Origin of the sequence: Kitasatospora aureofaciens (assembly GCF_001188955.3) — a bacterium.
Taxonomy (GTDB): domain Bacteria; phylum Actinomycetota; class Actinomycetes; order Streptomycetales; family Streptomycetaceae; genus Kitasatospora; species Kitasatospora aureofaciens.
Genome location: NZ_JPRF03000025.1, coordinates 94,712 through 115,870, shown reverse-complemented (window position 1 = coordinate 115,870; position 21,159 = coordinate 94,712). Strand labels below are relative to the sequence as shown.

The window sequence follows — 21,159 nt, the reverse complement described above, 5'->3', positions numbered from 1 at the left end:
TTCTCCGATCAATCGTCAAATAGGGATTGTTGTACCGCAACCATCCCGCCGCCGCCTACCGGGCGGCGCCTCCGGTGCCCGTCCGTCCCTTGTTGTTGCGGCCCGCCCCACCGGTTCAGTGGGACGGGCCGCGGGGACGGATCAGGAGTGGCCGAGCTCCTCCGCCGGGGCGTCAGGCTCGACCGAGCCGGAGGCGCGGTCCGGGTGGAGCTGCAGCGGCTCGACCACCAACTCGTCCAGGATCAGCTCGGACGGCGCCGGCGGGGCGGGGATGACGGCCGCCTCGGAGTGGCCGCCGCAGCCGTACGCGAAGGAGACGATCTGGCCGTCGGCCGGTCCGAACTCATTGCCGCACACACCGAAGGCCTGTCCGAGCGAGCCGCCGATCGGGATCAGGAAACCGCAGCTGCCGCACGCGGCCGGGGCGGCCTGCGCCATCGGGGTCTGCGGGCCGTGGGACTTCTCCCAGCGGTCGGCGGCCAGGTGCAGGCCGAGCCGGGAGAGCACCCGGCTGCGGCCCAGGCCGAGCTCCTCGGCGACCGCGTTGATCTGGGCGCGGGCCGGGGCCGGCTGGACGTGCGGGTCGGTGACGACCACGTCCTCCTCGGCCGCGAGGGCGACCGCGGAGTTCGGGGCGGGCTCGTCCTCGCCGGTCCAGCCGGGCTCCAGCCGCAGGTCGTCGGCACCGGTCGGCAGCAGGTCGCCGGGGCCCATGTCGCCCGGGCGCAGCCGCTCGCTCCACGGCACCCACTCCGGCGCCAGCACGGCGTCGGGGCCGGGCAGCAGCACGACCTCGTCCAGCGTGACGTTCTTGGCGCGCGGCGCGCGGGCGACGGTCACCGCCCAGTGCCAGCCGCGGTAGGCCGCGTCCAGGCACTCGAAGCTGTGGGTGACGACGCGGTCGGCGTCCGCCTGCACACCCAGGTGCGTCCCGACCGCCTCCGGCCCGACGGCCTCCTCGGCAGCCTGGCGGGCGAGTTCGACGGCCTCGGCACAGAGCCGGTCGGGGGTACGGCTTCGCATCGCAGCACTCACGGCGTCGATTCTCTCCCAGTTCTTCTGTCGCCCACGGCGTGTTGCCTTCTCCGCCGCGGCGCGGTAGTCCCTCATCCATTCTGCGCGACCCGGGGCCGCCGCGGGTACCGGCCGCGCCGCTCGTCCGGCCTGCCGGCGCCCCTGCGCCCCGGCGGGCGGCCCCTGGGGCAGGCTACCCGGCGCTCGGTGCCCCGGCACAGTCCGGGGCGGAGCCGACCCTTCCGGAGGCCGCGCCGAGCGGTTCCGCATCCCGCGTTACGGCGGCGAATCTGGGGCAGGATGGGCTTGTGGCGGACGACGACCCGTCGCAGCACGCAGTGCCCGCCTCGCAGGCCGACAGCCCCGACGAGGCGGACGCCGCGTCGCGACAGCAGCCTCACGTCCCCGCTGCGGGCGAACCGCAGCCGGCGGACGGCGACGGGGCGTCCACCGCCCGGGTCACTCTGGAGAAGTCCCTCCGGCCGGAGACGGCGGACACCGCGGAGATCCCGGAGACCCCGTCGGCATTCCCCGGTCCGCCGGAGGACGAGGACCTGGCCGAGGAGGCCCCCGAGCCCCGCCGGCACTTCCTGGTCCGCACCGCCTCCACCGTCGGCCTGAGCGCCGGCAAGCTGGTGCACGGCACCGGCCGCCGGATCCGCCGGGCCACCTCGGCCGAGGGCGCGGGCGAGTCGGGCCTGGCGAAGCTGATCGAGCTGCACGCCCTGAACTCCTTCGGCGACATGCTGATCACCATCGCACTGGCCTCCACCATCTTCTTCTCCGTCCCGACCGGCGAGGCCCGCGGCCGGGTCGCCCTGTACCTGCTGATCACGATGGCCCCGTTCGCCCTGCTCGCCCCGGTGGTCGGCCCGCTGCTGGACCGGCTGCCGCACGGCCGCCGGGCCGCCATGGCGATGTCGATGCTGGCCCGGGCCGTCCTGGCCTGGACGATGGCCGGGGTGATCTCCGGCGGCGGCATCGCGCTCTACCCGGAGGCGCTGGGCGTGCTGGTGGCGTCCAAGGCGTACGGGGTGGTGCGCAGCGTGGTGGTGCCCCGGCTGCTGCCGAGCCGGCTGTCCCTGGTGAAGGCGAACTCCCGGGTCACCCTGGCCGGGCTGCTGGCCACCGGCGTGGCGGCCGCGGTGGGCGGGGCGCTGCACCTGATCGGGCCTGGCTGGCCGTTGCGCGGCGCCTTCCTGGTGTTCGTGATCGGCACCCTGATGGCCTTCCACCTGCCGCACACCGTCGACTCGGCCAAGGGCGAGCAGCGGGCCGTGCTGCACGCCGACCTGCCCGGCGAGGGCCAGGGCCCCCACCTGATCCACCACAGGCCCCCGAAGGTCAAGGCCTCGCTGCGCACGGTCGGGCCGTCGGTGGTGCTGGCGCTGCGCGCGATGTCGGGGATGCGGTGGCTGGTCGGCTTCCTGGTGTTCTTCCTGGCCTTCCTGCTGCGCACCGATCCGATCGGCGGTCTGCAGCCGACCCTGGCGCTGGGCCTGGTGGCGCTGTCGGCCGGGACGGGCAACGCGCTGGGCTCGGTGCTCGGCTCCTGGCTGCGCACCCGTGGCCCGGAGGCGACGGTCACCGCGATGCTGCTGCTGGCGACCTGCGCGACGGCGGCGGCCGCGCTCTGGTACGGCGTGGTGACGGTGGTCCTGGTCGCCGGGGTGTCCGGGATAGCGGCCTCGCTGGGCAAGCTGGCGCTGGACGCGCTGATCCAGCGGGACGTCCCGGAGGCGGTGCGGACCTCGGCGTTCGCCCGTTCGGAGACGCTGATGCAGCTGTCCTGGGTGGCGGGCGGCGGGGTGGGCATCGTGCTGCCGCTGGACGGGGTGCTGGGCCTGTCGATCGCCGCGGCGGTGGTCGGCCTGGTGCTGGTGTGGACGGGCCACTCGCTGCTGCGGCTGGGCCTGCGACGGCACCCGGCCGCGCCCCGGGTGGCCTGAACCGGCCCGTACGGGGTGACGGGCAACACGCGGTGGCCGACCCCCGCGTAGCGTGATCGGCCGGGCCCGGTAGATTCTGACGCATGAGCCTCAATACCCGTGTCATCGCCGCCCTCGGCGCCGTCGTCGTGGTCGGTGCCGCCACGGTTGGCACCTCCGTCGCGATCGCCGCCGGCCAGACCGAGCACAACAGCCACCGGGCCACCCTGACGGTCGGCACCTCGTCGATGACCGCGGACCCGCTCTGCTGGAACGACGGCAGCCCGCTGACCGACGACCAGCAGGACCAGTGCAAGGCCAATGCCACGAAGGCCCTGAAGGACGGCTCGCTGCCGTCCTCCGACGTGGTGCCGAGCGACCGGATCGGTGTCGGCGTCAGCCCGAACGTGGCGAAGACCGGCTGGTGGGCCTCCACCAACGGCGGCTCGTCCTCCCAGGGCGGGCAGACCAGCCTGTTCTCGTACGCCCAGGGCCCGACCTTCTCCGGTCTCCAGACGGCCGGCTCGGTGCTGAACGCCAGCGGCCGCACCCTGGTCACGGTGGTCGAGATCGACAAGAAGGCCGAGGCCCCGATCGCGGTCTGGTACTTCCAGCTGAACGGCAAGAACGCCACGGACGCCGGCAACAGCTGACGCTCCCGCGATGACCGCGCACGTCGTCGACGCGCACCCCGGGCAGCCGGGCCCCGAACGGGCCCGGCTGCTCGTCGTCGTCGCGGTCCCGGCGGAGGCCGAGGCGGTGCTGCGCGGTCTGCCCGGCGGGGCCGAGGCCGTACCGCTGCCCGGCGGGGTGCTGCACCGCTGCGCGGGCGCGCCGGTGGACGTCCTGGCCGCCGGGGTCGGACCGGCCGCCGCCGCGGCCGCCGCCTCCGCCGCCCTGGCGGCCCGCCCGTACGGCCTGGTCGCCTCGGCCGGGATCGCCGGCGGGTTCGCCCCGCACGCGCCGGTCGGCGCCACCGTGCTGGCCGACGCGATCGTCGTCGCCGACCTCGGCGCCGAGACCCCCGAAGGCTTCGCCGACGTGACCGAGCTGGGTTTCGGGACCGTCCGGCACACCCCTCCCCCGGCCGTCGTGGCGCTGGCCGGGAAGGCACTCGGCACCCGGGACGTCGACGCCGTCACCGGCCCGGTGCTGACCGTCTCCACCGTCACCGGCAGCACCGAGCGGGCCGCCGCGCTGGCGGCCCGTCACCCGGGTGCCGCCGCCGAGGCGATGGAGGGCTTCGGCGTGGCCGAGGCCGCCGCCCGGTACGGCGTGCCGGTCTTCGAGCTGCGCACCGTGTCCAACCCGGTGGGCCCGCGCGACCGGGCCGCCTGGCGGATCGGCGAGGCGCTGGCCGCCCTGGAGCGGGCCTTCGCGGCCCTGCCCGTCCGAGAACTGATCGAGGAGGCCGGCCGTGGCTGAACGGCTGAGCATCGCGTACTCGCCCTGCCCGAACGACACCTTCGTGTTCCACGCCTGGGCGCACGGCGAGGTCCCCGGGGCGGACGCCCCCGAGGTGACCTTCGCCGACATCGACGTCACCAACGGCCTGGCCGAGCGCGGCGAGCTGGACGTGCTGAAGATCAGCTACGGCGCGCTGCCCTGGGTCCTGGAGGAGTACGCCCTGCTGCCCTGCGGCGGCGCGCTCGGGCGCGGCTGCGGCCCGCTGGTGCTCACCCTGCCGGGTGTCGGCTCCCCCGCGGAGCTGGCCGGGAAGACGGTCGCGGTGCCGTCCGAGCGCTCCACCGCCTACCTGCTGTTCCGGCTCTGGGCGGCGCGGGCGGTGCCGGGGGGCTTCGGCGAGATCGTCGTCCTGCCGTTCCACGAGATCATGCCCGCCGTCCGGGACGGCCGGGTGGACGCCGGCCTGGTCATCCACGAGGCCCGCTTCACGTACCAGCAGTACGGCCTGCACAGCCTGGCCGACATGGGCGAGGCCTGGGAAGCTGAGACCGGCCTGCCGATCCCGCTGGGCGCGATCGTCGCCCGGCGCTCGCTGGGCGCCGGGCGGCTGCGCGAGCTGGCCGAGACGATCCGCACCTCCGTCCGGCAGGCCTGGGCGGACCCCTCGGCCAGCCGGGAGTACGTGCTGGCGCACGCCCAGGAGATGGACCCGGCCGTCGCCGACCAGCACATCGGGCTGTACGTGAACGAGTTCACCGCCGACCTCGGCGAGGAGGGCTACGGAGCCGTCCACGCGCTGCTCACCCGGGCCGCCGAGGAGGGGCTGGTCCCCCCGCTCGACCCGGGTGCGCTCGCGTTCCCGTCGTAGGGCCCGTGAATCCCCGGACTCAGACGTCGAACTGGTCGGCCACCGCGCGCAGCAGGCCGGCCAGCTTCTGGCCGGTCGGCTTGGCCGGGTAGCGCCCGCGCTGGAGACCGGGCAGCACCGCGTCCAGGGTGGTGATCAGGTCCTGGACGATCGGCGCCATGTCGTCGGCGCTCCGGCGCTGGGCGGCGGCCACCGAGGGCAGTGCGTCCAGCAGCTGCACGGCCATCGCCTGGTCCCCGCGGTGGCCTGCGACCACGCCGAACTCGACCCGTTGGCCCGGCTTCAGCACGGTGACACCGGCGGGCAGCGCCTTGGTGTGGACGAAGACGTCGCCACCGTCGTCGCGCGACAGGAAGCCGAAGCCCTTCGTCTCGTTGAACCACTTGACCTGGCCGGTGGGCATCTCGAACAGTCCTCGAATGGGTGTGAGGGATCCCGGACCTGGCCGGGGATCACTGGATGGGGTGGAAGAAGGACGGCCGACCTCGACTCGGCGCCCGCGGGCGCTCACGGTCGGCGCGTTGCCAGGAGCAGACTAACGGCCCGTCACTGCCTCATCCGCGTTCCGCGATGAGGGTTCCGCGTTCCGAGGCCCGCCAGGGGTGACGGGAGCGCGGGGATCTCGCCGCCGCGGGCGACCCGGCACTGGCACGGCCGGGGCGCGGTTCTGCGCTGTCCATCGGCTCACACCCCCGGGTCTGAGGACACGGGACGCACCTGTAGCGCCCCTCGGCACCCCGTGCATACCCCCGCCCAGCAGGGATCAAAACGCATCGCTGCCGGGAAACTGCGCAACGTGACCGAGCCGCTCCGGTGGGCCGCCGCGCCGGGCGTTCTGCCAGACTGGACGGCGCAGACCGGGGCCCGCGGCGGGCGGCCCGGCGCAGCCCGAGGGAGTGAGCGGACGTGAGCAGCCAGAGCGCCGATCCCGGCGACGTGTACGTCAAGGCCGGAGCGGTCGTCTTCGCCCTGGGCGCGCTCGCCACCCTGGTCACCTTCGTCCCGCTGTTCCTGCACCTGACACCGCTGCCGACGGCCATGTACTGGCTGAGCATGCTGATGCCGGCCGGTTTCCTGGCCGCGCTGACCGGGTTGTTCCTGAACGCCCGGGCGCAGCGCCGCCGGCTGGAGCCCCAGCAGCCCGCCCGGGCCTAACCGGCGAGGTGCCGGTCGAGCCACTCGGGGAAACGGGTGAGGTCGGCCAGCACCACGTCCGCCCCGGCCGCGCGCAGTTCGTCCGCGCCGTACGGGCCGGTGGCCACGGCGACCGCGACGGCCTCCGCGTGCCGGGCGCCCACGATGTCGCCGAGGTGATCGCCGACGTAGATGCTCGCGCCGTTCGCCCGCAGCGCCTCGCCCTTGGTCTCCGCCCACAGGTCGCCGATCACGGTGTCGGCCTCCAGCCCGGCGTGCTCCAGGTGGAGGCGGGCGTTGGGCTCGTACTTGCCGGTGATCACCGCGACCCGGCCGCCGTGGGCGCGGACCGCCTCGACGGCGGCGCGGGCGCCGGGCAGCGGCACGGTCGGGGCGAAGGCGTGGTCCCGGTAGAGCTCGCGGTAGCGGTTCACGGCCCGCTCCACCTCGGCCTCCGGGAACCAGTTGCGGATCTCGTCCAGCAGCGGCGGGCCGAGCCGGGTGACCACCAGGTCCGCGTCGATGTGGGTGCCGGTCTCGGCGGAGAGCGCCCGGTAGGTGGCGTGGATGCCCGGCCGGGTGTCCAGCAGCGTCATGTCGAGGTCGAAGCCGACGGTGAGCGGGGCGGGCGAGGTCGCAGGCATGCCGTCAGGCTACCGAAGGGTCACCGGCCACGACGAGGCGATTTGCCCCGCCTCGGAGGGGGAACTTAGGTTTACCTGAGTTTCCGCGGAGAGGCCTCATGACCGACACCACCGCACCACCGGGCAAGCGGCGGACACCCCGTCACCGAATCCTGTGGCTCGCCGCCGCGCTGGCCGTCCTGGCCGTCGCGGTGCTGCTGAGCCTGGCGGTGGGCAGCCGCAACGTGCCGCTCTCCGGGACCGTCGGCGCGCTGCTGCACGGCGGGGACTCCGCCGACGCGGTGGTGATCCGCGAGCTGCGGGTGCCGCGCACGGTCGTCGGGCTGGCCGTCGGTGCGGCGCTCGGTCTGGCAGGAGCCGTGATGCAGGGCCTGACCCGCAATCCGATCGCCGACCCGGGCATCCTCGGCGTCTCGCAGGGCGCGGCGGCGGGCGTGGTGGTCGCCGTCTCCGGCTTCGGGGTCTCCACCCTCACCGGGTACGTCTGGTTCGGCTTCGCGGGCGCCGTGGTCGCCACCGTGCTGGTGTACGGCCTGGCCGGGCGCGGCCGGGGCGGGGCCACGCCGATCAAACTGGCGCTGGCCGGCTCGGCGATGTCCGCCTTCATCGCCTCGCTCAACACCCTGGTGCTCACCACCGACGCGGCCACCATGGACCAGTTCCGGTTCTGGCACGTCGGCTCGCTCTCCGGCCGGACGGCGGACGTGGCCTGGCAGCTGCTGCCCTTCCTGGCCGTCGGCACCCTGCTGGTGGTGGCGGTGGCCCGCGGGCTGGACGCGCTGGCGCTGGGCGAGGACACCGCCAGGGGCCTGGGGGCGAGGACCGGCGCGGTCCGGGCGGTCGGCGCGCTCGGCGCCACCGTGCTGACCGGATCGGCGGTCGCGGCGGCCGGCCCGATCGCCTTCATCGGCCTCGCCGTCCCGCACGCCGCCCGGGCCGTGGCCGGCGCCGACCACCGCTGGGTCCTCGCCTTCTCCGCCGTCCTCGGCCCGGCCCTGCTGCTGCTCGCCGACACCCTCGGTCGGGTGCTGTTCCCGCCCTCGGAGGTCCCGGCCGGCGTGATGACGGCCCTGGTGGGCGTGCCGGTGCTGGTCACCCTGGTCCGGCGCCGCAAGGTGGTGGCGGCATGACCACCGTCGCCCTGCGCGGGTACTCCGTCGTCCGGGCGGGGCGCGCCTCCTTCCTGCTCCACCGGCGCTCGGCGCTCGCCGCCGTCGGGCTGCTGCTCGCGCTCACCGTGACCGTGGTCGCCTCGCTGTGCCTGGGCGAGTCGACCGTCTCGCCGGGCGAGGTGGTCAAGGTGGTGCTCGGGCAGCCGAGTCCGGACGAACTGGTGGTCGGGGAGTTCCGGCTGCCGCGGGTGGTGGTCGGGCTGCTGGTCGGCGCGGCGCTCGGGCTGGCCGGGGCGCTGGTCCAGACCGTCGCCCGCAACCCGCTGGCCAGCCCCGACGTGGTGGGCGTGACCTGGGGCGCGACCGCGACGGTGGTCGGGCTGATGGCGTACGGCGTGGTCGGCTCGACCGGGCAGGCGCCGTACGCGGCGGTCGGCGGCGGGCTGGTGGCCGGGCTGCTGGTGTACGCGCTGGCCTGGCGGCGCGGGCTGCACGCGCAGCGCTTCGTGCTGATCGGGATCGGGATCAGCGTGGCGCTGTCCTCGCTGACCTCGGTGTTCCTCACCAAGGGAGACGGCTTCCAGGCGCAGGCCGCGAAGGTCTGGATGACCGGCAGCCTGAACGGCTCCGGCTACGACCAGGCGGGCCGGCTGGCCTGGGTGCTGCTGGCGGCCCTACCGGTGGCGCTGTGGGCGGCACGCGCCCAGCGGTCGATCTCCTTCGACGACGCGACCGCCGTCGGCCTCGGGCTGCGGCTGGACCGGATCCGCCTCGGCATGGCGCTGCTGGGCGTCGTGCTGGCCTCCTGCGCGGCGGGCGCCGCCGGTCCGGTGGACTTCGTGGCGCTGATGGCCCCGCAGATCGCCCTGCGGCTGGCCCGGTCGGCGCAGGTCCCGCTGTTCTGCTCGGCGCTGACCGGCGCGCTGGTCGTGGTCGTGGCCGACCTGATCGCCCGGCGCCTGCTCGCCCCGACCGAGCTGCCGGTGGGCGTGGTGACCGGCATGGTCGGCGCGCCGTACCTGATGTGGCTGTTGATCCGATCCCGCCGTGGAGGCTCCTGATGACCGCACACCGCCTGGAGGCCCGGGGCCTCACCCTGGCCTACGAGGCGCGCACGGTCGCCGAGGGGCTGGACGTCAGCATCCCGGACGGGCGGGTGACGGTGATCGTCGGCCCGAACGCCTGCGGCAAGTCGACGCTGCTGCGGGCCCTCGGGCGGTTGCTGAAGCCCGTACGGGGCGCGGTGCTGCTCGACGGCCAGGAGCTGGCGCGGATCCCGACCAAGCGGATCGCCCAGCGGCTGGGCCTGCTGCCGCAGTCGCCGACCGCGCCGGAGGGCATCTCGGTGGCGGACCTGGTGTCGCGCGGGCGCCAGCCGCACCAGAGCTGGTGGCAGCAGTGGTCGCCGGAGGACGAGGCGGCCGTCGCCGAGGCGCTGGAGCGCACCTCCACGGCGGAGCTGGCCGAGCGCAGCATGGACGAGCTGTCCGGCGGCCAGCGCCAGCGCGCCTGGATCGCGATGACGCTCGCCCAGGGCACCGACATCCTGCTGCTGGACGAGCCGACCACCTACCTGGACATCGCCCACCAGGTGGAGGTGCTGGACCTGGTCCGGCGGCTGAACGTGGAGCGCGGCCGGACGGTCGTGGCCGTGCTGCACGACCTCAACCAGGCCGCCCGGTACGCCGACCACCTGGTGGCGATGCGGGACGGCCGGGTGGTCGCCGAGGGCGCGCCCGGGGAGGTGGTGACGGCAGAGCTGGTGCGGGAGGTGTTCGGGCTGGACTCCGTGGTGGTCCCGGATCCGGTGACGGGCACCCCGCTGGTCGTTCCGGGCGCGCCGTGGGCGGCGCGAGCGGATGCAGCGGACGCCGTGGACGCCGTGGACGCCGTGAACGCCGCGGAGGCGTAGCGGCACTTTAGGTCTGATTTCGGACATAATCGACGCGCCCCTGTCCTGTTGCCGCGTCACCCGAGGACCCGCCGATGCCCCGGATCGCCCGCCGTACGTTCCTCGCCGGCCTCGGCGGGGCCGCGCTCACGGCGTGCACGTCCTCCTCCGGGGGTTCGCAGCCGCCCACCCCCGACGGCTTCGAGGCGAGCGGGTCCCCCTCCCCCACGCCGCTGCCGCCCGTGACGGTGAACGCCGCGAACGGGCCGGTGCTGGTGCCCGGCGAGCCGCAGCGGGTGGTCGTCCTGGACACCGACGTGCTCGACTCCGCGCTGACCCTGGGCGTCACTCCGGTCGGCGCCGCGCTCCCGGCCGCCGACACCCGCTTCCCCAACTACTGGCCGGCCTCCCGCACCGCGGGCATCCGGCTGGTCGGCCCGGCCGGCGCACCCGACCTCGACGCCGTACGGGCGCTGCGGCCGGACCTCATCCTCTCCAACCAGGGCCGCGACGGGGACCGGTACGAGCAGCTGCGCGGGATCGCGCCGACCGTGCTCACCCAGACCACCGGGGCGCCGTGGAAGGCGAACTTCCAGCTGCACGCCCAGGCGTTGGGCCGGGTGGCCGCCGCGGGGGCCTTCGTCGCCGCGTACCAGAAGCACGCCGGTCAGGTGGTGCAGGCGCTGTCGGCGGCGAAGCTGTCGGGGCACCGGGTGAGCCTGGTGCGGTTCGTCGAGGGCGGCGGGATCCGGCTCTTCGGGCGGCAGAGCTTCCCGGGGATCGTGCTCACCGACGCCGAGGTAGGGCGGCCGGACGCGCAGAACGTCGACCAGTCGGACTTCGAGGTCCCGCTGGACCAGATCGCCAAGGCCGACGGCGACCTTCTGCTGTACGCGACGTACGGCGACCCGGCGAAGGCGGGCACCGACGCGGCGCTGGCGAGCCCGGGGTGGCAGGCGCTCGGCGCGGTCAAGGCGCACCGGGCGTTCCCGGTGGACGACCAGCTGTGGTTCCAGGGGATCGGGTACACCGCCGCCAACTTCATGCTGGACGAGCTGCAGCGCTTCCTCGGGGCGTAGTCGGCCTACTGACGACTTGTCGACTCGCCGGGAGTTGTGCAGTGGAGCGTCGATTCCGCCACAATGAGCCGCCAATCACAACAATCGTCCCGGGGGACAACACCATGTCAACTGCGGTAGCTCCGACCGCTCCCGCCCGCAAGGGGAAGGCCGCCGCGCTCGGCTGGCTGATCAGCATCGCGTTCAACGTGGTCGCGCCGATCATGATCTACAACCAGCTGCACGACCACGGCTACAGCGAGTCCACCGCCATCCTGGCCTCCGGCCTCGGGCCGCTGGTCGACACCGTGATCTATCTGGCCTGGCACCGCCGGATCGACGAGTTCGCCGTCGTCTCGCTGGTCTTCGTGGCGCTGAGTCTGGTCGTCGCGCTGGTCGGCCCGACCGACCCGAAGATGCTGCTGGCCAAGGACTCCTTCGTCTCCGGCCTGCTCGGCGTGCTCTACCTGGCCTCGCTGGCCGCGCCGAAGCCCATCATGTTCTACTTCGGCCGCAAGTTCGCCACCGACGGCACCCCGGAGATGATCTCCTGGTGGAACTCGATGTGGCAGTACGAGGGCTTCCGCAAGGTCCAGCGCAACCTGACCCTCGTGTGGGGCGTCGCGTTCGTGCTGGAGGCCGCGCTGCGGATCGTGTTCGTCTACACGCTTTCGCACGGCACGGTGGTGACGATCAACAACATCCTCCCGTACGTGGTGATCGGCGGGCTGGTGTACTGGACGATGACCTACGCCAAGCGGGCCAGTGCCCGGGGCCGGGCCGCCGCCGAAGCGGCGGCTGCGGCGGCGGCTTGATTCACGTCGAACCCGCGTAGCGGGCCGGGGATACGCCGACCGCTGCGGTGAAGTCCCGGGTGAGGTGGGCCTGGTCGGCGTAGCCGAGTTCCACGGCGAGCGCGGCCAGGTCCAGCTTTCCCTCGTTCGCGGCGCGTTCGGCGGCCTCGTGCAGCCGGGCGCGCCGCAGCACCCACTTGGGCGAGGCGCCGACGTACTCGGCGAACAGCCGCTGGAGGCTGCGGACGGACACGCCCAGCTCGCGGGCCAGCTCGTCCACCCGGCACAGGTCCGGGGAGCCGGTGATCCGCTCCACCATGGCGGCGACCTCCTCGGCCACCGGGTCGGGCGCGGGCAGACGGGGGCGGAGGAATTCGTCGACCCGTTCGGCCGTCGGCTCGTCGAGGATCCGGGCGTTGATCCGGTCCACCTCGGGCCCGAAGTAGTCGGCGGCGGGGACGGACCGGTCGGCGAGGTCGCCCACCGGGTGCCCGGCGAAGGGCCGGAAGGCGCCGGGGCGGAACTTCACCCCGAGCACGTGCCCGGTGCCCTCCAGCCGGCGGACGAACAGCGCACGGTCCACCCCGTAGACGCGCGCCCGAGGGGCCTCGAAGACGAGGTGGACGTTCGGGTGGGCCAACACCTTCTGCTCGTACGGCGGGTGGCCGGTCAGGTCCCAGCGGACGAGCCAGTAGAACTCCACGAACCGCGCGACCTCGGCTGCGGGGACGAGCCGTTCGACGCTGATCAGTTCGGCGGCGTGGGCCGGGTGGAGCACGCCACGGCAGCGGTCGGGTTCGGGAGAGTCCATGGCGGCCAGGCTAATCGCGCCGGCCCGGACGGCTCCTGTCGCGTTTGTTCAAGACCTCGTGGCAGGGCCCCGGGCAGGATCCGGGCATGAACGTTCACCCGATGCACCCGTTCCTCGCCCGTGCCGCCGCCGCTGCCTCCGGTGTCGCCGCCGCAGTCCCGGCCGGGCAGCCGCTGGACGCTCCGACGCCCTGCGGGGAGTTCGACACCCGGGCGCTGATCAACCACTGGGTGCTCTACACCTCGCACGGCCTGGAGCACCGGGCCCGGCGCACCGAGCTGCCCGGGGAACTGGTCGCGAGGGACTTCACGGCGGACGCCGACTGGCGCTCCGCGTACGCGGCCCAGCTGGAGCGCGCGGTGGCGGCCTGGGGCGAGCCGGCCGCCTGGGAGGGGGACGTCGACCTCGGCGGGTCGCCCGTCCCGGCGGTGGGGATCGCCCGGATGCTGATCATCGAACTGGTGCTGCACGGCTGGGACGTGGCCCGGGCGGTCGGCGCGGAGATCGAGGTCGACGACGAACTCGCCCTGCTGGTCAGGGAGATCGTCGAGGAGAACGCCGAACTGTACCGGCAGTACGCGGGGTTCGCGGAGACGGTTTCCGTGCCGGACGACGCCTCGGCGTGGGAGCGGGCGCTGGCCGCCTCCGGGCGCGACCCGCGGTGGAAGGCCTGAGAGGTGCCGCGGTCGGGGCGCCGTCGCGGGCCCGAGTAGTGCCCCACGCGCTCGACCGAGAGTTGACGTGTCGTCATTCGCTGCTACCGGGTTCTCTGGCACGTCTGGCCGAAACGGTCAAAACCCGACGGGGCGCACCTGCCTCACGCCTCCGAGTTTGCGTTAGAACGCACTTCAACTCCTAGGTTCGGAAGCATGCGATACGTCAAACTCGGAACGACCGGGCTGGAAGTCTCCGCCATCACCCTCGGCTGCATGAGCTTCGGCGAGCCGGACCGGGGCGGCGAGCCCTGGTCGCTGGGCGCGGACGCCAGCCGGGAGATCATCAAGCAGGCCCTCGAGGGCGGCGTCAACTTCCTCGACACGGCCAACGGGTACAGCGCCGGAAGCAGCGAGGAGATCGTCGGCCAGGCGGTCAAGGACTTCACCCGGCGCGAGGAGGTCGTTCTCTCCACCAAGGTCTGGATGCGGATGCGCCCCGGCCCGAACGGCGCCGGGCTGTCCCGCAAGGCGATCTTCGCCGAGCTCGACGCCTCCCTGAAGCGACTGGGGACCGACTACATCGACCTCTACCAGATCCACCGCTGGGACTACGACACCCCGATCGAGGAAACCCTCGAAGCACTGCACGACGCGGTCAGGTCCGGGAAGGTCCGCTACATCGGGGCCTCTTCCATGCACGCCTGGCAGTTCACCAAGGCCCTGTACCTGGCTGACCTGAACGGCTGGACCCGGTTCGTGTCGATGCAGGACCACTACAACCTCATCCACCGGGAAGCGGAGCGGGAGATGCTCCCGCTCTGCGCCGACCAGGGCATCGGCGTGATCCCGTGGAGCCCGCTGGCGCGGGGCAGGCTGACGCGGGCCCGGGACACCGCCACGGCCCGTGCCGAGACCGACGAGGGCGGCAGGATCCTCTACCGCGACGAGGACCAGGCAGTGGCCGATCGCGTCCACGAGATCGCGGGCAAGCGGGGTCTGTCCCCGGCCCAGGTCGCCCTGGCCTGGGTCATGCGCAACCCGACGGTGACCTCGCCCATCGTCGGGGTCACCAAGCCGGCCCAGTTGGCCGACGCGCTCGGCGCGGTGGACGTCGAACTCGACGAAGACGAGGCCGCCTACCTGGAGGAGCCCTACCAGCCGCACGAGGCCGCCTACCTGGAGGAGTCCTTCTACAAGTCGCGCCCTGTCGCGGGCTCCCGGTAGTCCGGGCTACCGCGGGGCCTTCGGCGGGTCCTCGGCCTTCGCTGACGTCCACCGACTGTTCCTGAGCTCGGTCAATTGGCAGAACCACCCATCGCCGCAAGGAGCTTGGCACGCAGCAGCCGTACCGCCGGGGAGTGCTGGTCGCGCCGGGCGACCAGGCCGAGTTTGGCGTAGGTCGCCGCATCGGCGATCGGAACGGCTCGCAGGCCGGCGCCGTCCACGGAGGATTCGCTGAGCACGGCGACGCCGGCGCCGCGCTCGGCGAGGCGGAGCAGGGCGAGCGGGGAGCTGGCGTCGATGTCCACGCGCGGTTCGAGGCCGAGCCGGCGGCAGGAGTCCTCGTAGGCGGCCCTGAGGCCGGTGCCCGGGGAGAGGCAGAGGACCTTCTCGGAACGGAGGTCGGCGAGCTTCAGCTCCGCGCGGTCGAGCGGGTGCCCGACCGGGACGGCCGCGACGATCCGCTCGTCCACGACGAGGTCGACGTCCAGGCCCGGGTCGGCCTCGCCCGCGAAGCCGATCAGGGCCAGGTCGAGGGAACCGGAGAGCACCTGCGCCTGGAGGAGGTCGGAATGCCCCTCGTGCAGGCTCAGGTCGATGCCGGGGTGGGTACGGCCGAGGTCCGCCACGGTGTCCAGGAACGGCGGGATCGAGCAGCCCATGATCATGCCGAGCCGGACACGCCCGCGCACCGCGTCGGCGAACTCGGCGGCGGTGTGCTCGATGGCGTCCAGCGTGGCCAGGGCGCTCTTCGCCAGCGGGAGGACGGCCTCGCCGGCCGGGGTCAGCCGGACGCGGCGGCCGGAGCGCTCCAGCAGCATCTGGCCCAACTCCCGCTCCAACTTGGCCACCTGGGTGCTGATGCCGGACTGGCTGACGTGCAGCCGGGCCGCGGCGGCGGTGAAGGAACCCTCGTCGACCACGGCGGCGAAGTAGCGCAACTGGTGCATCTCCATGACCCGTGACGATATGCGACGGCCGGCGGATCAGCCCGGCGGATGCGGCGGACGGCTCCGAGAGGCCGGGTCGTCACCGCCCGCGGCGGCGACGGCCCGGCAGGGCACGGTCACCGACGACGGTCCTCGCCCCGGACGCCCTTGCCCCTCATCTGCTGTTCCGTCTCGGAGGGCAGGTTGGCCTCGATGCGCTCCTTGCGCCCCCGGCCCGAGACGGTCTCCTGCTCGACGTGCTCCTCGGTCACCAGCCGCACCCGTTCCACCGAGACGGCTCGGTGTGCACGACCGGCCGTTCGGCGTGCAGTGTGACCTCGTGTTCGGCCTCCGAGATCGTTTCGCCGGACATCGCGGCACCCCGGTTGGCCTCGGTGATCGGCTCGCGCTCGATGCGCGCCTCCTCGTGCCGCATGGGCACGGTCTGCTGTTCCTCCTCCGTGACGCGGTTCGGCGATAGCCGCCACACTGCGCCACTTCCATCAGTGGTGGTGATATCAAGCATCAGATCTATGTGTTGGACGGATGGATTGGTCGAGGCGGAGGATTGAGGCATGACGACGACGAAGACTGCGCGTGAGCTTGCCGAGACCTACTTCTCCGCCTGGGAGGCGGGCGACTTCGACACCCTCCGGGGCCTGCTGGCCGAGGACGTCGACTTCGTCGGGGCCCTGGGCACGGCGTCCGGGATCGAGGAGGCGCTCGGCGGGCTGAAGGGGCTCGGCCAGGTGCTCGAGAAGATCGACGTGAAGGTGCGGGTCGCGGAGGGGGACGAGGTGATCACCTGGTTCGAGCTGTGCAGCACGGTTGCGCCGCCGGCACCGACGGCGAACTGGATGCACGTGGAGAACGGGAAGATCGCCCGGATTCGGGTGACCTTCGACCCGCGCGGCCTGCTGGCGGGATTCGAGAAGAAGAGCTGAGCGGGGCGGGCAGAACAGCGGGGAGCGGGGGGCCGTGATCGCCGGGGGCGGTGACGGCCCTCTTCGGCTGTTCGCGCTCAGGCGTCCTCGTCGGGCGGGGTGGCCCTGAGGGCGGTGACGACGCCCAGCGCGACCGTGGCGAACGCGAGGGCGAGGAGGAAGGCGAAGGCCGCCCCGATCAGGAATCGCACGGGCGCTCGCGGTCGGCGTCGAGGAGGAGGGTGAGGAGGTTGAGGAGGGTCGAGGCCGGGGCGGTGTTGAAGCGGACGAGGACGCGGCCGTCGAGGGTGTGGTCGATGTCCGCGGAGGGGAAGAGGAGACCGAACTTGCGGCCGCGCTCGTGGAGTTCGGCGAGGAGCGTGCGGATGTGGTCGTCGGTGTAGGCCCGGATGCGGGGGTCGGTGGGCTTCATGGGGTACCGGTTCACGCGGCACCGTCCAGCTCGCATTCGAACCAGATGGTCTTGCCACGCTTCTGGGGGTCGACACCCCAGCGACTGGTGAGGGCCGCGACGAGCTGGAGGCCCCGGCCGGACTCCGCGAGGAGATCGAGGGACTGCAACTCGGGCAGCACCGGGCTCTCGTCGGAGACGCCCACCCGGACGGTACGGGCGGTGACGGCGAGGATCTGGACGACCGGCGCGGGGGTGTTCGCGTGGCGCCAGGCGTTCACGATCAGTTCGCCGAGGGCGAGTTCGGCGTCGAGGGTGGAGGAGGACGGCCATCCGAGGCGGGTCATGGCGTCCTGGAGGGACTGCTTGGCGAGGGTGAGGGAGGGCGTGTTGAGGTGACGCATGGGAGTTCTCCCGGGCGTGGTTGAGAAGGAGGATCCGGCGGACACACGTCGCCGTGAGCCAGGCCAGGCAGATGGGCCTAGCTGCTCTGCGGTGCTTGCTAGCAGGCTTTACTGACGATCCGTCTGATCGATGTGGGAACGACGATAGCGCACCGACATCACATGTGATCCCAGAATCGGATAGGTTCACTCTCAAGTGGACCCTGCACCCGGCGGCGCGGCAGACTTGGGCCACATCGGCAAGGAAGGAACCAATGCCGCCGCGACTCAACCCGACGCTCCGCCAGCGCCGGATCGGGACCGAGCTTCGGAAGATGCGCGAGGCCGCCGGACTGTCGACCGGAGCCCTCAGCAGAGACCTCGGCATCGACAGGACTCAGGTCAGCCAGATAGAGGCGGCCAAGGTCGGCGTGAGCCCGGAGCGGCTGCGCTCATTCGCTGCTGCCTGCAAGTGCATGAACGAGCCCCTGATCGGCGCGCTTGAGTCCATGGTGCAGGACCGCTCCAAGGGCTGGTGGGAAGACCATCGCGGCACGGTGCCGGACGGCTTCCTTGAGAACGCTGAGCTGGAGAAAACCTCCCGCGAACTCATGCTGTGGGTTCTCACTCATATGCCCGGCCCTTGCCAGACGATCAACTACGCCTCGGCCGTATTCGGAAGAGTCTTCCCTCCGCTCCCTCGACACGCGATCGAGGCGCGAACTGCGTTCAGGATGCAGCGCAAGACCGATCTGCGCCGCAATCCGAAGCCACTGACGGCCTTCATCTACGAATCAGTACTCTGGACTCGGTTCGGAGGGACTCCGATCCTCAAAGAGCAGCTCGGCTCCCTGCTTGAAGATTCCGAGCTGCCTTGGATGTCCATCCGCGTCGTCCCGTTCGACATCGAGACATTCCCTGGCGCTGTCGAGAACCTGACCTACGCGTTCGGCATCATCCCGGAGCTCGATACGGTCGAGCGAGAGTCCTCACGTGACTCCGAACACCTTGATGCGACCAGCGAACTAGCCAGCTATCGAGCGATCTTCGAGCAGACCGAAGCGCTCGCGCTGAATGAAAGCGACTCCCGCGACTTGATTCACAAGATCGCGCGAAACCTGTGAAAGGCGCATTGTGACCGGCACCGAGTGGCAGAAATCCACATTCAGCGGATCGACCGAGAACTGCGTGGAGGTGCGTGCTGCCAGCGGGGCAGTCGAACTCCGCGAGTCCGATGAGGGCCATCGCATCCTCCGGACCACCCCCGCCGCCCTCGCCGACCTCCTCCACGGCATCAAGGCCGGCGAATTCGACCACCACGCCTGAGCACCCCGGAGTGGGAAGTCGGCCCCGCCGACTTCCTACTCAGCTGCGACCTGCGGCCTCCTCCGACACCCGTGCCCTGAACTCCGAGTAGCGGGTCGCGTAGTGCCACGTGGCGTCACGGGCCTGGCAAGCCCGGAGAACCTCTACCGGCTCGGTGATCAGCTCCATGCCAACCGTGCGCTCCCCGTCGAAGTGGAATCGCGCGACTGTGCGGGAGTCGAAGAGCCAGAAGTCCGACAGCCCACCCAAACCGACTGCTTCGGCTTCCGAACGCCACATGTACCTGATGTCCTCGCCAGCCGCCATGTTGGTGCGGGCACACGCCAGCAGGTACTGCTGCCCCTCCCTCGGCGGGCTGTCGACCAACCGCACCCGCTCGAACCTCTTTCCCTTGCCGACCATGCGGCGCACGGTCTCGAACCAGGGGTGCCCGACCTCACCTGCTGTGTCCCCCGTCCGCAGGAACTCGGCGTAGGAGGGCATGTGCTTGTCGGAGAGGTAACCGGTCCTGGTCTCCAAGCGCCAAGCGGTGTGCTCGAAGCCATCGTTGACGAACTCGGTGATCTTCTGCTGCGGCACGAACTCCGGCACTGACGTGACTCCTTCGGCGCGAACCGGCACGACCTCGGAACCCCATCCAAGTACGTCCGCGCCCACCAGGCCACACAACTAAAGCCTCATGGGCGAATATTCGAGAATCATGGCCCGCTCCGAAGGAGTTCGAGGGCATCCTGACTCCGCCTGACCGACAGCGAAGGGAGCGGCCATGAGCCGACGACTGCGGTACATCGGAAGTAACTCGGACGACAACAACTGCCCGACGCTCTACGAGGACATGAAGACCGGGGACGTGGTGGTGCAGGGGGATGCCGTGACCGATCCCGACGAGATCGCCCAGCTCCGCAAGGTCAAGCCCGGCGAAGGATTCGTGACCGTACCGCGCGCACTCCTCGCCGATTTCGCGCCGCGCGATGCGGAGCGCGAACCCGTGCTGATCGGCCTCGACGAGTTCGAGGATCTCTTCACGACCTTCCAGCACACGGCCTACCGGCTGGAAACCCGCCGCCGGTACCGCTCCGACGAGCAGAGCGAGACCTACCGCCAGTTCACCGCCGGGCAAGCTCCGGAATGGGACCTGGAGACCCCCTGGTGCCGCTCGCGACGCGAACAGTCCGCCCTGGGCAAGCGGTTCGAGCGTGTGCGGATCATGGACAACCCGCCCACGCCGGGGCAGCGCTACCTGCTCAACAACTCCGAGCGAAATGGGATGGTCGGTGAGGACATCCGCTACCTCTGGCGCGCCGACGCCGAGCGGCTGGGCCTCCCGGAGGAGGACGCCTGGCTGTTCGACTCGCGCTTCATCGCCCTGTTGCACTTCGACTCCGACGACGACCTGATCCACGTCGAGCTGATCACCGATCCGGTGCGGGTGGCCCGCGCCTGCCAGGAGCGGGACGCCGCCTGGCACTACGCCGTCCCGCACCGCGAGTTCGGGGCTCAGGTACCGTCCGACATGTGAGCACCGACTTCCAGCAGGCCAGAATCGCCCTCGGCCAGCGGCTCCGTGAGCTGCGCGCCGAGGGTGGTCTCACTGGTCGGCAACTGGCCGACCGGCTCGACTGGGCGCAGTCCAAGGTCAGCAAACTGGAAACCGGCCGACAGACTGCCACCCATGACGACCTCAAGGCCTGGGCCACTGGCGTCGGACAACCCGAGGCGGCAGCCGAGCTGTCTGCCAGGCTTCGATCGTTCGAATCGGGAACCCGTTCCTGGCGGCGGCAGTTGGCTGCCGGGCACCGGCCCGTGCAGGACACGCTGACCGCCGAGCACGACCGTTCGACGATCATGCGCGCCTGGGAAAGCGCGATGGTCGTCGGCATACTTCAGACGGCTGACTACGCCCGGCATGTTTTCAATGCCTACGTCGATCTCCATCAGTCTCCTCGCGATGTCGAGGACGCCGTGCGAGCACGCATCCAGCGTCAGGAGAGCCTGTACCGCCCCGGCAGGAAGTACCACGTCATCATGGGGGAAGCCGCACTGCGCGCGCTGATCTGCCCGCCCGCCGTGATGGCCGCGCAGCTCGATCGGCTCAGTGGCGTGATCGGCTTGGACACCGTCTCTCTCGGTATCGTCCCGTTCGAGGCGCCCCTCAAGCTTCCGCCCGCCAACGGCTTCTGGATCCATGACGAACGACTCGTCGTCGTCGAGGACTGGCACGCCGAACTGTGGCTCGACCAACCCGAAAACGTCGCCCTGTACCTGCGCGTGTGGGAGACCCTCGCCGGCGCGGCCGTCTACGGTGCGGACGCCCACAGGGTCATCACGCGGTGCCGAAGAGCGCTCGGGACCATCTGAAGAATCCCTGCGAACCGCGCCCGCCTCCTGCCGGAATATTCGAGAATCAGCCGCTCCTCCGCACTTCCCGTCCCCCTACCGTGCTGGTCGAGGGCGGCGGTCGGCGCCGCCTCCGAAAGGGGAAACACATGCCCGCGTTCAGCGACGGCAAGCACGGCGGCGGATCCGGCTCCGGCAGCGGCGGCAGCCAGCAGGACGACTCCAGCAGCGGCAACAAGCACGGTGGCGGCGGCAGCGACGAGGGCGGCAACACCTCGGACGGCAGCGGCCCGGCGTCGGGTCGCTGACAG

28 protein-coding genes are annotated in these 21,159 nt (G+C 71.9%); 18 read left to right on the top strand and 10 right to left on the bottom strand.

Annotated elements, in window-relative coordinates:
- Window positions 1-141 precede the first annotated feature (141 nt).
- Complete coding sequence (locus HS99_RS17960) at window positions 142-1,023, bottom strand: DUF3027 domain-containing protein (protein ID WP_030289708.1); 882 nt, start codon at window positions 1,021-1,023, stop codon at window positions 142-144.
- 545 nt (window positions 1,024-1,568) lie between these two features.
- Between HS99_RS17960 and HS99_RS17955 the strand changes: the two genes are divergently transcribed.
- The 4 genes from HS99_RS17955 to HS99_RS17940 all read left to right on the top strand — a co-directional run bounded on the left by HS99_RS17955 (window position 1,569) and on the right by HS99_RS17940 (window position 5,217).
- A complete protein-coding gene (locus tag HS99_RS17955; protein ID WP_370863271.1) occupies window positions 1,569-2,963 on the top strand; it encodes an MFS transporter in 1,395 nt (464 codons plus the stop codon).
- Between the two features lie 83 nt (window positions 2,964-3,046).
- Entirely contained in the window at window positions 3,047-3,595 is a 549-nt protein-coding gene (locus tag HS99_RS17950; RefSeq protein WP_030289706.1) for a hypothetical protein, read from the top strand.
- 10 nt (window positions 3,596-3,605) lie between these two features.
- A complete protein-coding gene (locus tag HS99_RS17945) occupies window positions 3,606-4,367 on the top strand; it encodes a futalosine hydrolase (RefSeq protein ID WP_046386228.1) in 762 nt (253 codons plus the stop codon).
- A complete protein-coding gene (locus HS99_RS17940; protein WP_030289704.1) occupies window positions 4,360-5,217 on the top strand; it encodes a 1,4-dihydroxy-6-naphtoate synthase in 858 nt (285 codons plus the stop codon). Before HS99_RS17945 ends, HS99_RS17940 begins: the two co-directional genes overlap by 8 nt.
- Before the next feature lie 19 nt (window positions 5,218-5,236).
- Here the strand turns inward: HS99_RS17940 and HS99_RS47830 are convergent, their stop codons facing one another.
- Window positions 5,237-5,620 carry a cold-shock protein gene (locus HS99_RS47830; RefSeq protein ID WP_030289703.1) on the bottom strand — a complete coding sequence of 128 codons (384 nt, stop codon included), beginning with the start codon at window positions 5,618-5,620 and terminating at the stop codon, window positions 5,237-5,239.
- 503 nt (window positions 5,621-6,123) lie between these two features.
- On the opposite strand from HS99_RS47830, the gene HS99_RS17930 reads away from it, so the two are divergent.
- Window positions 6,124-6,372, top strand: a complete 249-nt coding sequence (locus tag HS99_RS17930) for a hypothetical protein (protein ID WP_030289702.1) — start codon at window positions 6,124-6,126, stop codon at window positions 6,370-6,372.
- Here HS99_RS17930 and HS99_RS17925 read toward each other — a convergent pair.
- Window positions 6,369-6,995 (bottom strand): HAD family hydrolase, encoded by a 627-nt coding sequence (locus tag HS99_RS17925; RefSeq protein ID WP_030289701.1) that lies wholly within the window; start codon window positions 6,993-6,995, stop codon window positions 6,369-6,371. The two genes, HS99_RS17930 and HS99_RS17925, sit on opposite strands and share 4 nt — an antisense overlap.
- Before the next feature lie 98 nt (window positions 6,996-7,093).
- Here HS99_RS17925 and HS99_RS17920 point away from each other — a divergent pair, with 98 nt between their 5' ends.
- The 5 genes from HS99_RS17920 to HS99_RS17900 all read left to right on the top strand — a co-directional run bounded on the left by HS99_RS17920 (window position 7,094) and on the right by HS99_RS17900 (window position 11,871).
- Window positions 7,094-8,125 (top strand): FecCD family ABC transporter permease, encoded by a 1,032-nt coding sequence (locus HS99_RS17920; RefSeq protein WP_030289700.1) that lies wholly within the window; start codon window positions 7,094-7,096, stop codon window positions 8,123-8,125.
- A complete protein-coding gene (locus tag HS99_RS17915) occupies window positions 8,122-9,168 on the top strand; it encodes a FecCD family ABC transporter permease (protein ID WP_030289699.1) in 1,047 nt (348 codons plus the stop codon). The genes HS99_RS17920 and HS99_RS17915 overlap by 4 nt, the downstream gene beginning before the upstream one ends.
- Window positions 9,168-10,019 (top strand): ABC transporter ATP-binding protein, encoded by an 852-nt coding sequence (locus tag HS99_RS17910; protein ID WP_030552642.1) that lies wholly within the window; start codon window positions 9,168-9,170, stop codon window positions 10,017-10,019. The genes HS99_RS17915 and HS99_RS17910 overlap by 1 nt, the downstream gene beginning before the upstream one ends.
- 74 nt (window positions 10,020-10,093) lie before the next feature.
- On the top strand, window positions 10,094-11,077 hold the full coding sequence (locus HS99_RS17905; RefSeq protein ID WP_030552640.1) for an ABC transporter substrate-binding protein: 984 nt from the start codon (window positions 10,094-10,096) through the stop codon (window positions 11,075-11,077).
- 104 nt (window positions 11,078-11,181) lie between these two features.
- Window positions 11,182-11,871 carry a VC0807 family protein gene (locus HS99_RS17900; RefSeq protein ID WP_030289696.1) on the top strand — a complete coding sequence of 230 codons (690 nt, stop codon included), beginning with the start codon at window positions 11,182-11,184 and terminating at the stop codon, window positions 11,869-11,871.
- A 1-nt stretch (window position 11,872) separates the two neighbouring features.
- Here the strand turns inward: HS99_RS17900 and HS99_RS17895 are convergent, their stop codons facing one another.
- Complete coding sequence (locus HS99_RS17895) at window positions 11,873-12,661, bottom strand: AraC family transcriptional regulator (RefSeq protein ID WP_030289695.1); 789 nt, start codon at window positions 12,659-12,661, stop codon at window positions 11,873-11,875.
- 86 nt (window positions 12,662-12,747) lie between these two features.
- Here HS99_RS17895 and HS99_RS17890 point away from each other — a divergent pair, with 86 nt between their 5' ends.
- Both HS99_RS17890 and HS99_RS17885 read left to right on the top strand, forming a co-directional pair.
- Window positions 12,748-13,335, top strand: a complete 588-nt coding sequence (locus HS99_RS17890) for a TIGR03086 family metal-binding protein (protein WP_030289694.1) — start codon at window positions 12,748-12,750, stop codon at window positions 13,333-13,335.
- Window positions 13,336-13,530: 195 nt separating this feature from the next.
- Window positions 13,531-14,541: an aldo/keto reductase gene (locus HS99_RS17885; protein ID WP_030552638.1), complete on the top strand. Its 1,011-nt coding sequence runs from the start codon at window positions 13,531-13,533 to the stop codon at window positions 14,539-14,541.
- Between the two features lie 71 nt (window positions 14,542-14,612).
- On the opposite strand, the gene HS99_RS17880 is transcribed toward HS99_RS17885, so the two are convergent.
- The 3 genes from HS99_RS17880 to HS99_RS48430 form a co-directional block, all read right to left on the bottom strand.
- Window positions 14,613-15,494 carry a LysR family transcriptional regulator gene (locus tag HS99_RS17880; protein ID WP_030552635.1) on the bottom strand — a complete coding sequence of 294 codons (882 nt, stop codon included), beginning with the start codon at window positions 15,492-15,494 and terminating at the stop codon, window positions 14,613-14,615.
- Window positions 15,495-15,604: 110 nt separating this feature from the next.
- Window positions 15,605-15,739 (bottom strand): hypothetical protein, encoded by a 135-nt coding sequence (locus HS99_RS48435; RefSeq protein WP_370863270.1) that lies wholly within the window; start codon window positions 15,737-15,739, stop codon window positions 15,605-15,607.
- On the bottom strand, window positions 15,736-15,993 hold the full coding sequence (locus HS99_RS48430; protein ID WP_370863269.1) for a DUF2382 domain-containing protein: 258 nt from the start codon (window positions 15,991-15,993) through the stop codon (window positions 15,736-15,738). The genes HS99_RS48435 and HS99_RS48430 overlap by 4 nt, the downstream gene beginning before the upstream one ends.
- A gap of 49 nt (window positions 15,994-16,042) precedes the next feature.
- Here HS99_RS48430 and HS99_RS17870 point away from each other — a divergent pair, with 49 nt between their 5' ends.
- Window positions 16,043-16,411 carry a nuclear transport factor 2 family protein gene (locus HS99_RS17870; protein WP_030552631.1) on the top strand — a complete coding sequence of 123 codons (369 nt, stop codon included), beginning with the start codon at window positions 16,043-16,045 and terminating at the stop codon, window positions 16,409-16,411.
- Between the two features lie 178 nt (window positions 16,412-16,589).
- Here HS99_RS17870 and HS99_RS17865 read toward each other — a convergent pair whose 3' ends face one another.
- Together HS99_RS17865 and HS99_RS17860 are read right to left on the bottom strand one after the other, a co-directional pair.
- Complete coding sequence (locus HS99_RS17865) at window positions 16,590-16,823, bottom strand: hypothetical protein (protein WP_141763750.1); 234 nt, start codon at window positions 16,821-16,823, stop codon at window positions 16,590-16,592.
- Window positions 16,824-16,834: 11 nt separating this feature from the next.
- Window positions 16,835-17,206: an ATP-binding protein gene (locus HS99_RS17860; RefSeq protein ID WP_046385934.1), complete on the bottom strand. Its 372-nt coding sequence runs from the start codon at window positions 17,204-17,206 to the stop codon at window positions 16,835-16,837.
- A 254-nt stretch (window positions 17,207-17,460) separates the two neighbouring features.
- On the opposite strand from HS99_RS17860, the gene HS99_RS17855 reads away from it, so the two are divergent.
- Window positions 17,461-18,309 carry a helix-turn-helix domain-containing protein gene (locus tag HS99_RS17855; RefSeq protein WP_030289687.1) on the top strand — a complete coding sequence of 283 codons (849 nt, stop codon included), beginning with the start codon at window positions 17,461-17,463 and terminating at the stop codon, window positions 18,307-18,309.
- Between the two features lie 10 nt (window positions 18,310-18,319).
- Entirely contained in the window at window positions 18,320-18,511 is a 192-nt protein-coding gene (locus tag HS99_RS17850) for a DUF397 domain-containing protein (protein ID WP_030289686.1), read from the top strand.
- Window positions 18,512-18,550: 39 nt separating this feature from the next.
- On the opposite strand, the gene HS99_RS17845 is transcribed toward HS99_RS17850, so the two are convergent.
- Window positions 18,551-19,102: a DUF6879 family protein gene (locus tag HS99_RS17845; RefSeq protein ID WP_030552627.1), complete on the bottom strand. Its 552-nt coding sequence runs from the start codon at window positions 19,100-19,102 to the stop codon at window positions 18,551-18,553.
- Window positions 19,103-19,277: 175 nt separating this feature from the next.
- Here HS99_RS17845 and HS99_RS17840 point away from each other — a divergent pair, with 175 nt between their 5' ends.
- The 3 genes from HS99_RS17840 to HS99_RS45015 all read left to right on the top strand — a co-directional run bounded on the left by HS99_RS17840 (window position 19,278) and on the right by HS99_RS45015 (window position 21,156).
- Complete coding sequence (locus HS99_RS17840) at window positions 19,278-20,030, top strand: DUF6879 family protein (protein ID WP_030552625.1); 753 nt, start codon at window positions 19,278-19,280, stop codon at window positions 20,028-20,030.
- A complete protein-coding gene (locus HS99_RS17835; protein WP_030552623.1) occupies window positions 20,027-20,869 on the top strand; it encodes a helix-turn-helix domain-containing protein in 843 nt (280 codons plus the stop codon). The genes HS99_RS17840 and HS99_RS17835 overlap by 4 nt, the downstream gene beginning before the upstream one ends.
- A 128-nt stretch (window positions 20,870-20,997) precedes the next feature.
- Window positions 20,998-21,156, top strand: coding sequence for a hypothetical protein (locus HS99_RS45015; protein ID WP_167344925.1), 159 nt, complete (start codon window positions 20,998-21,000; stop codon window positions 21,154-21,156).
- Window positions 21,157-21,159: the final 3 nt, after the last annotated feature.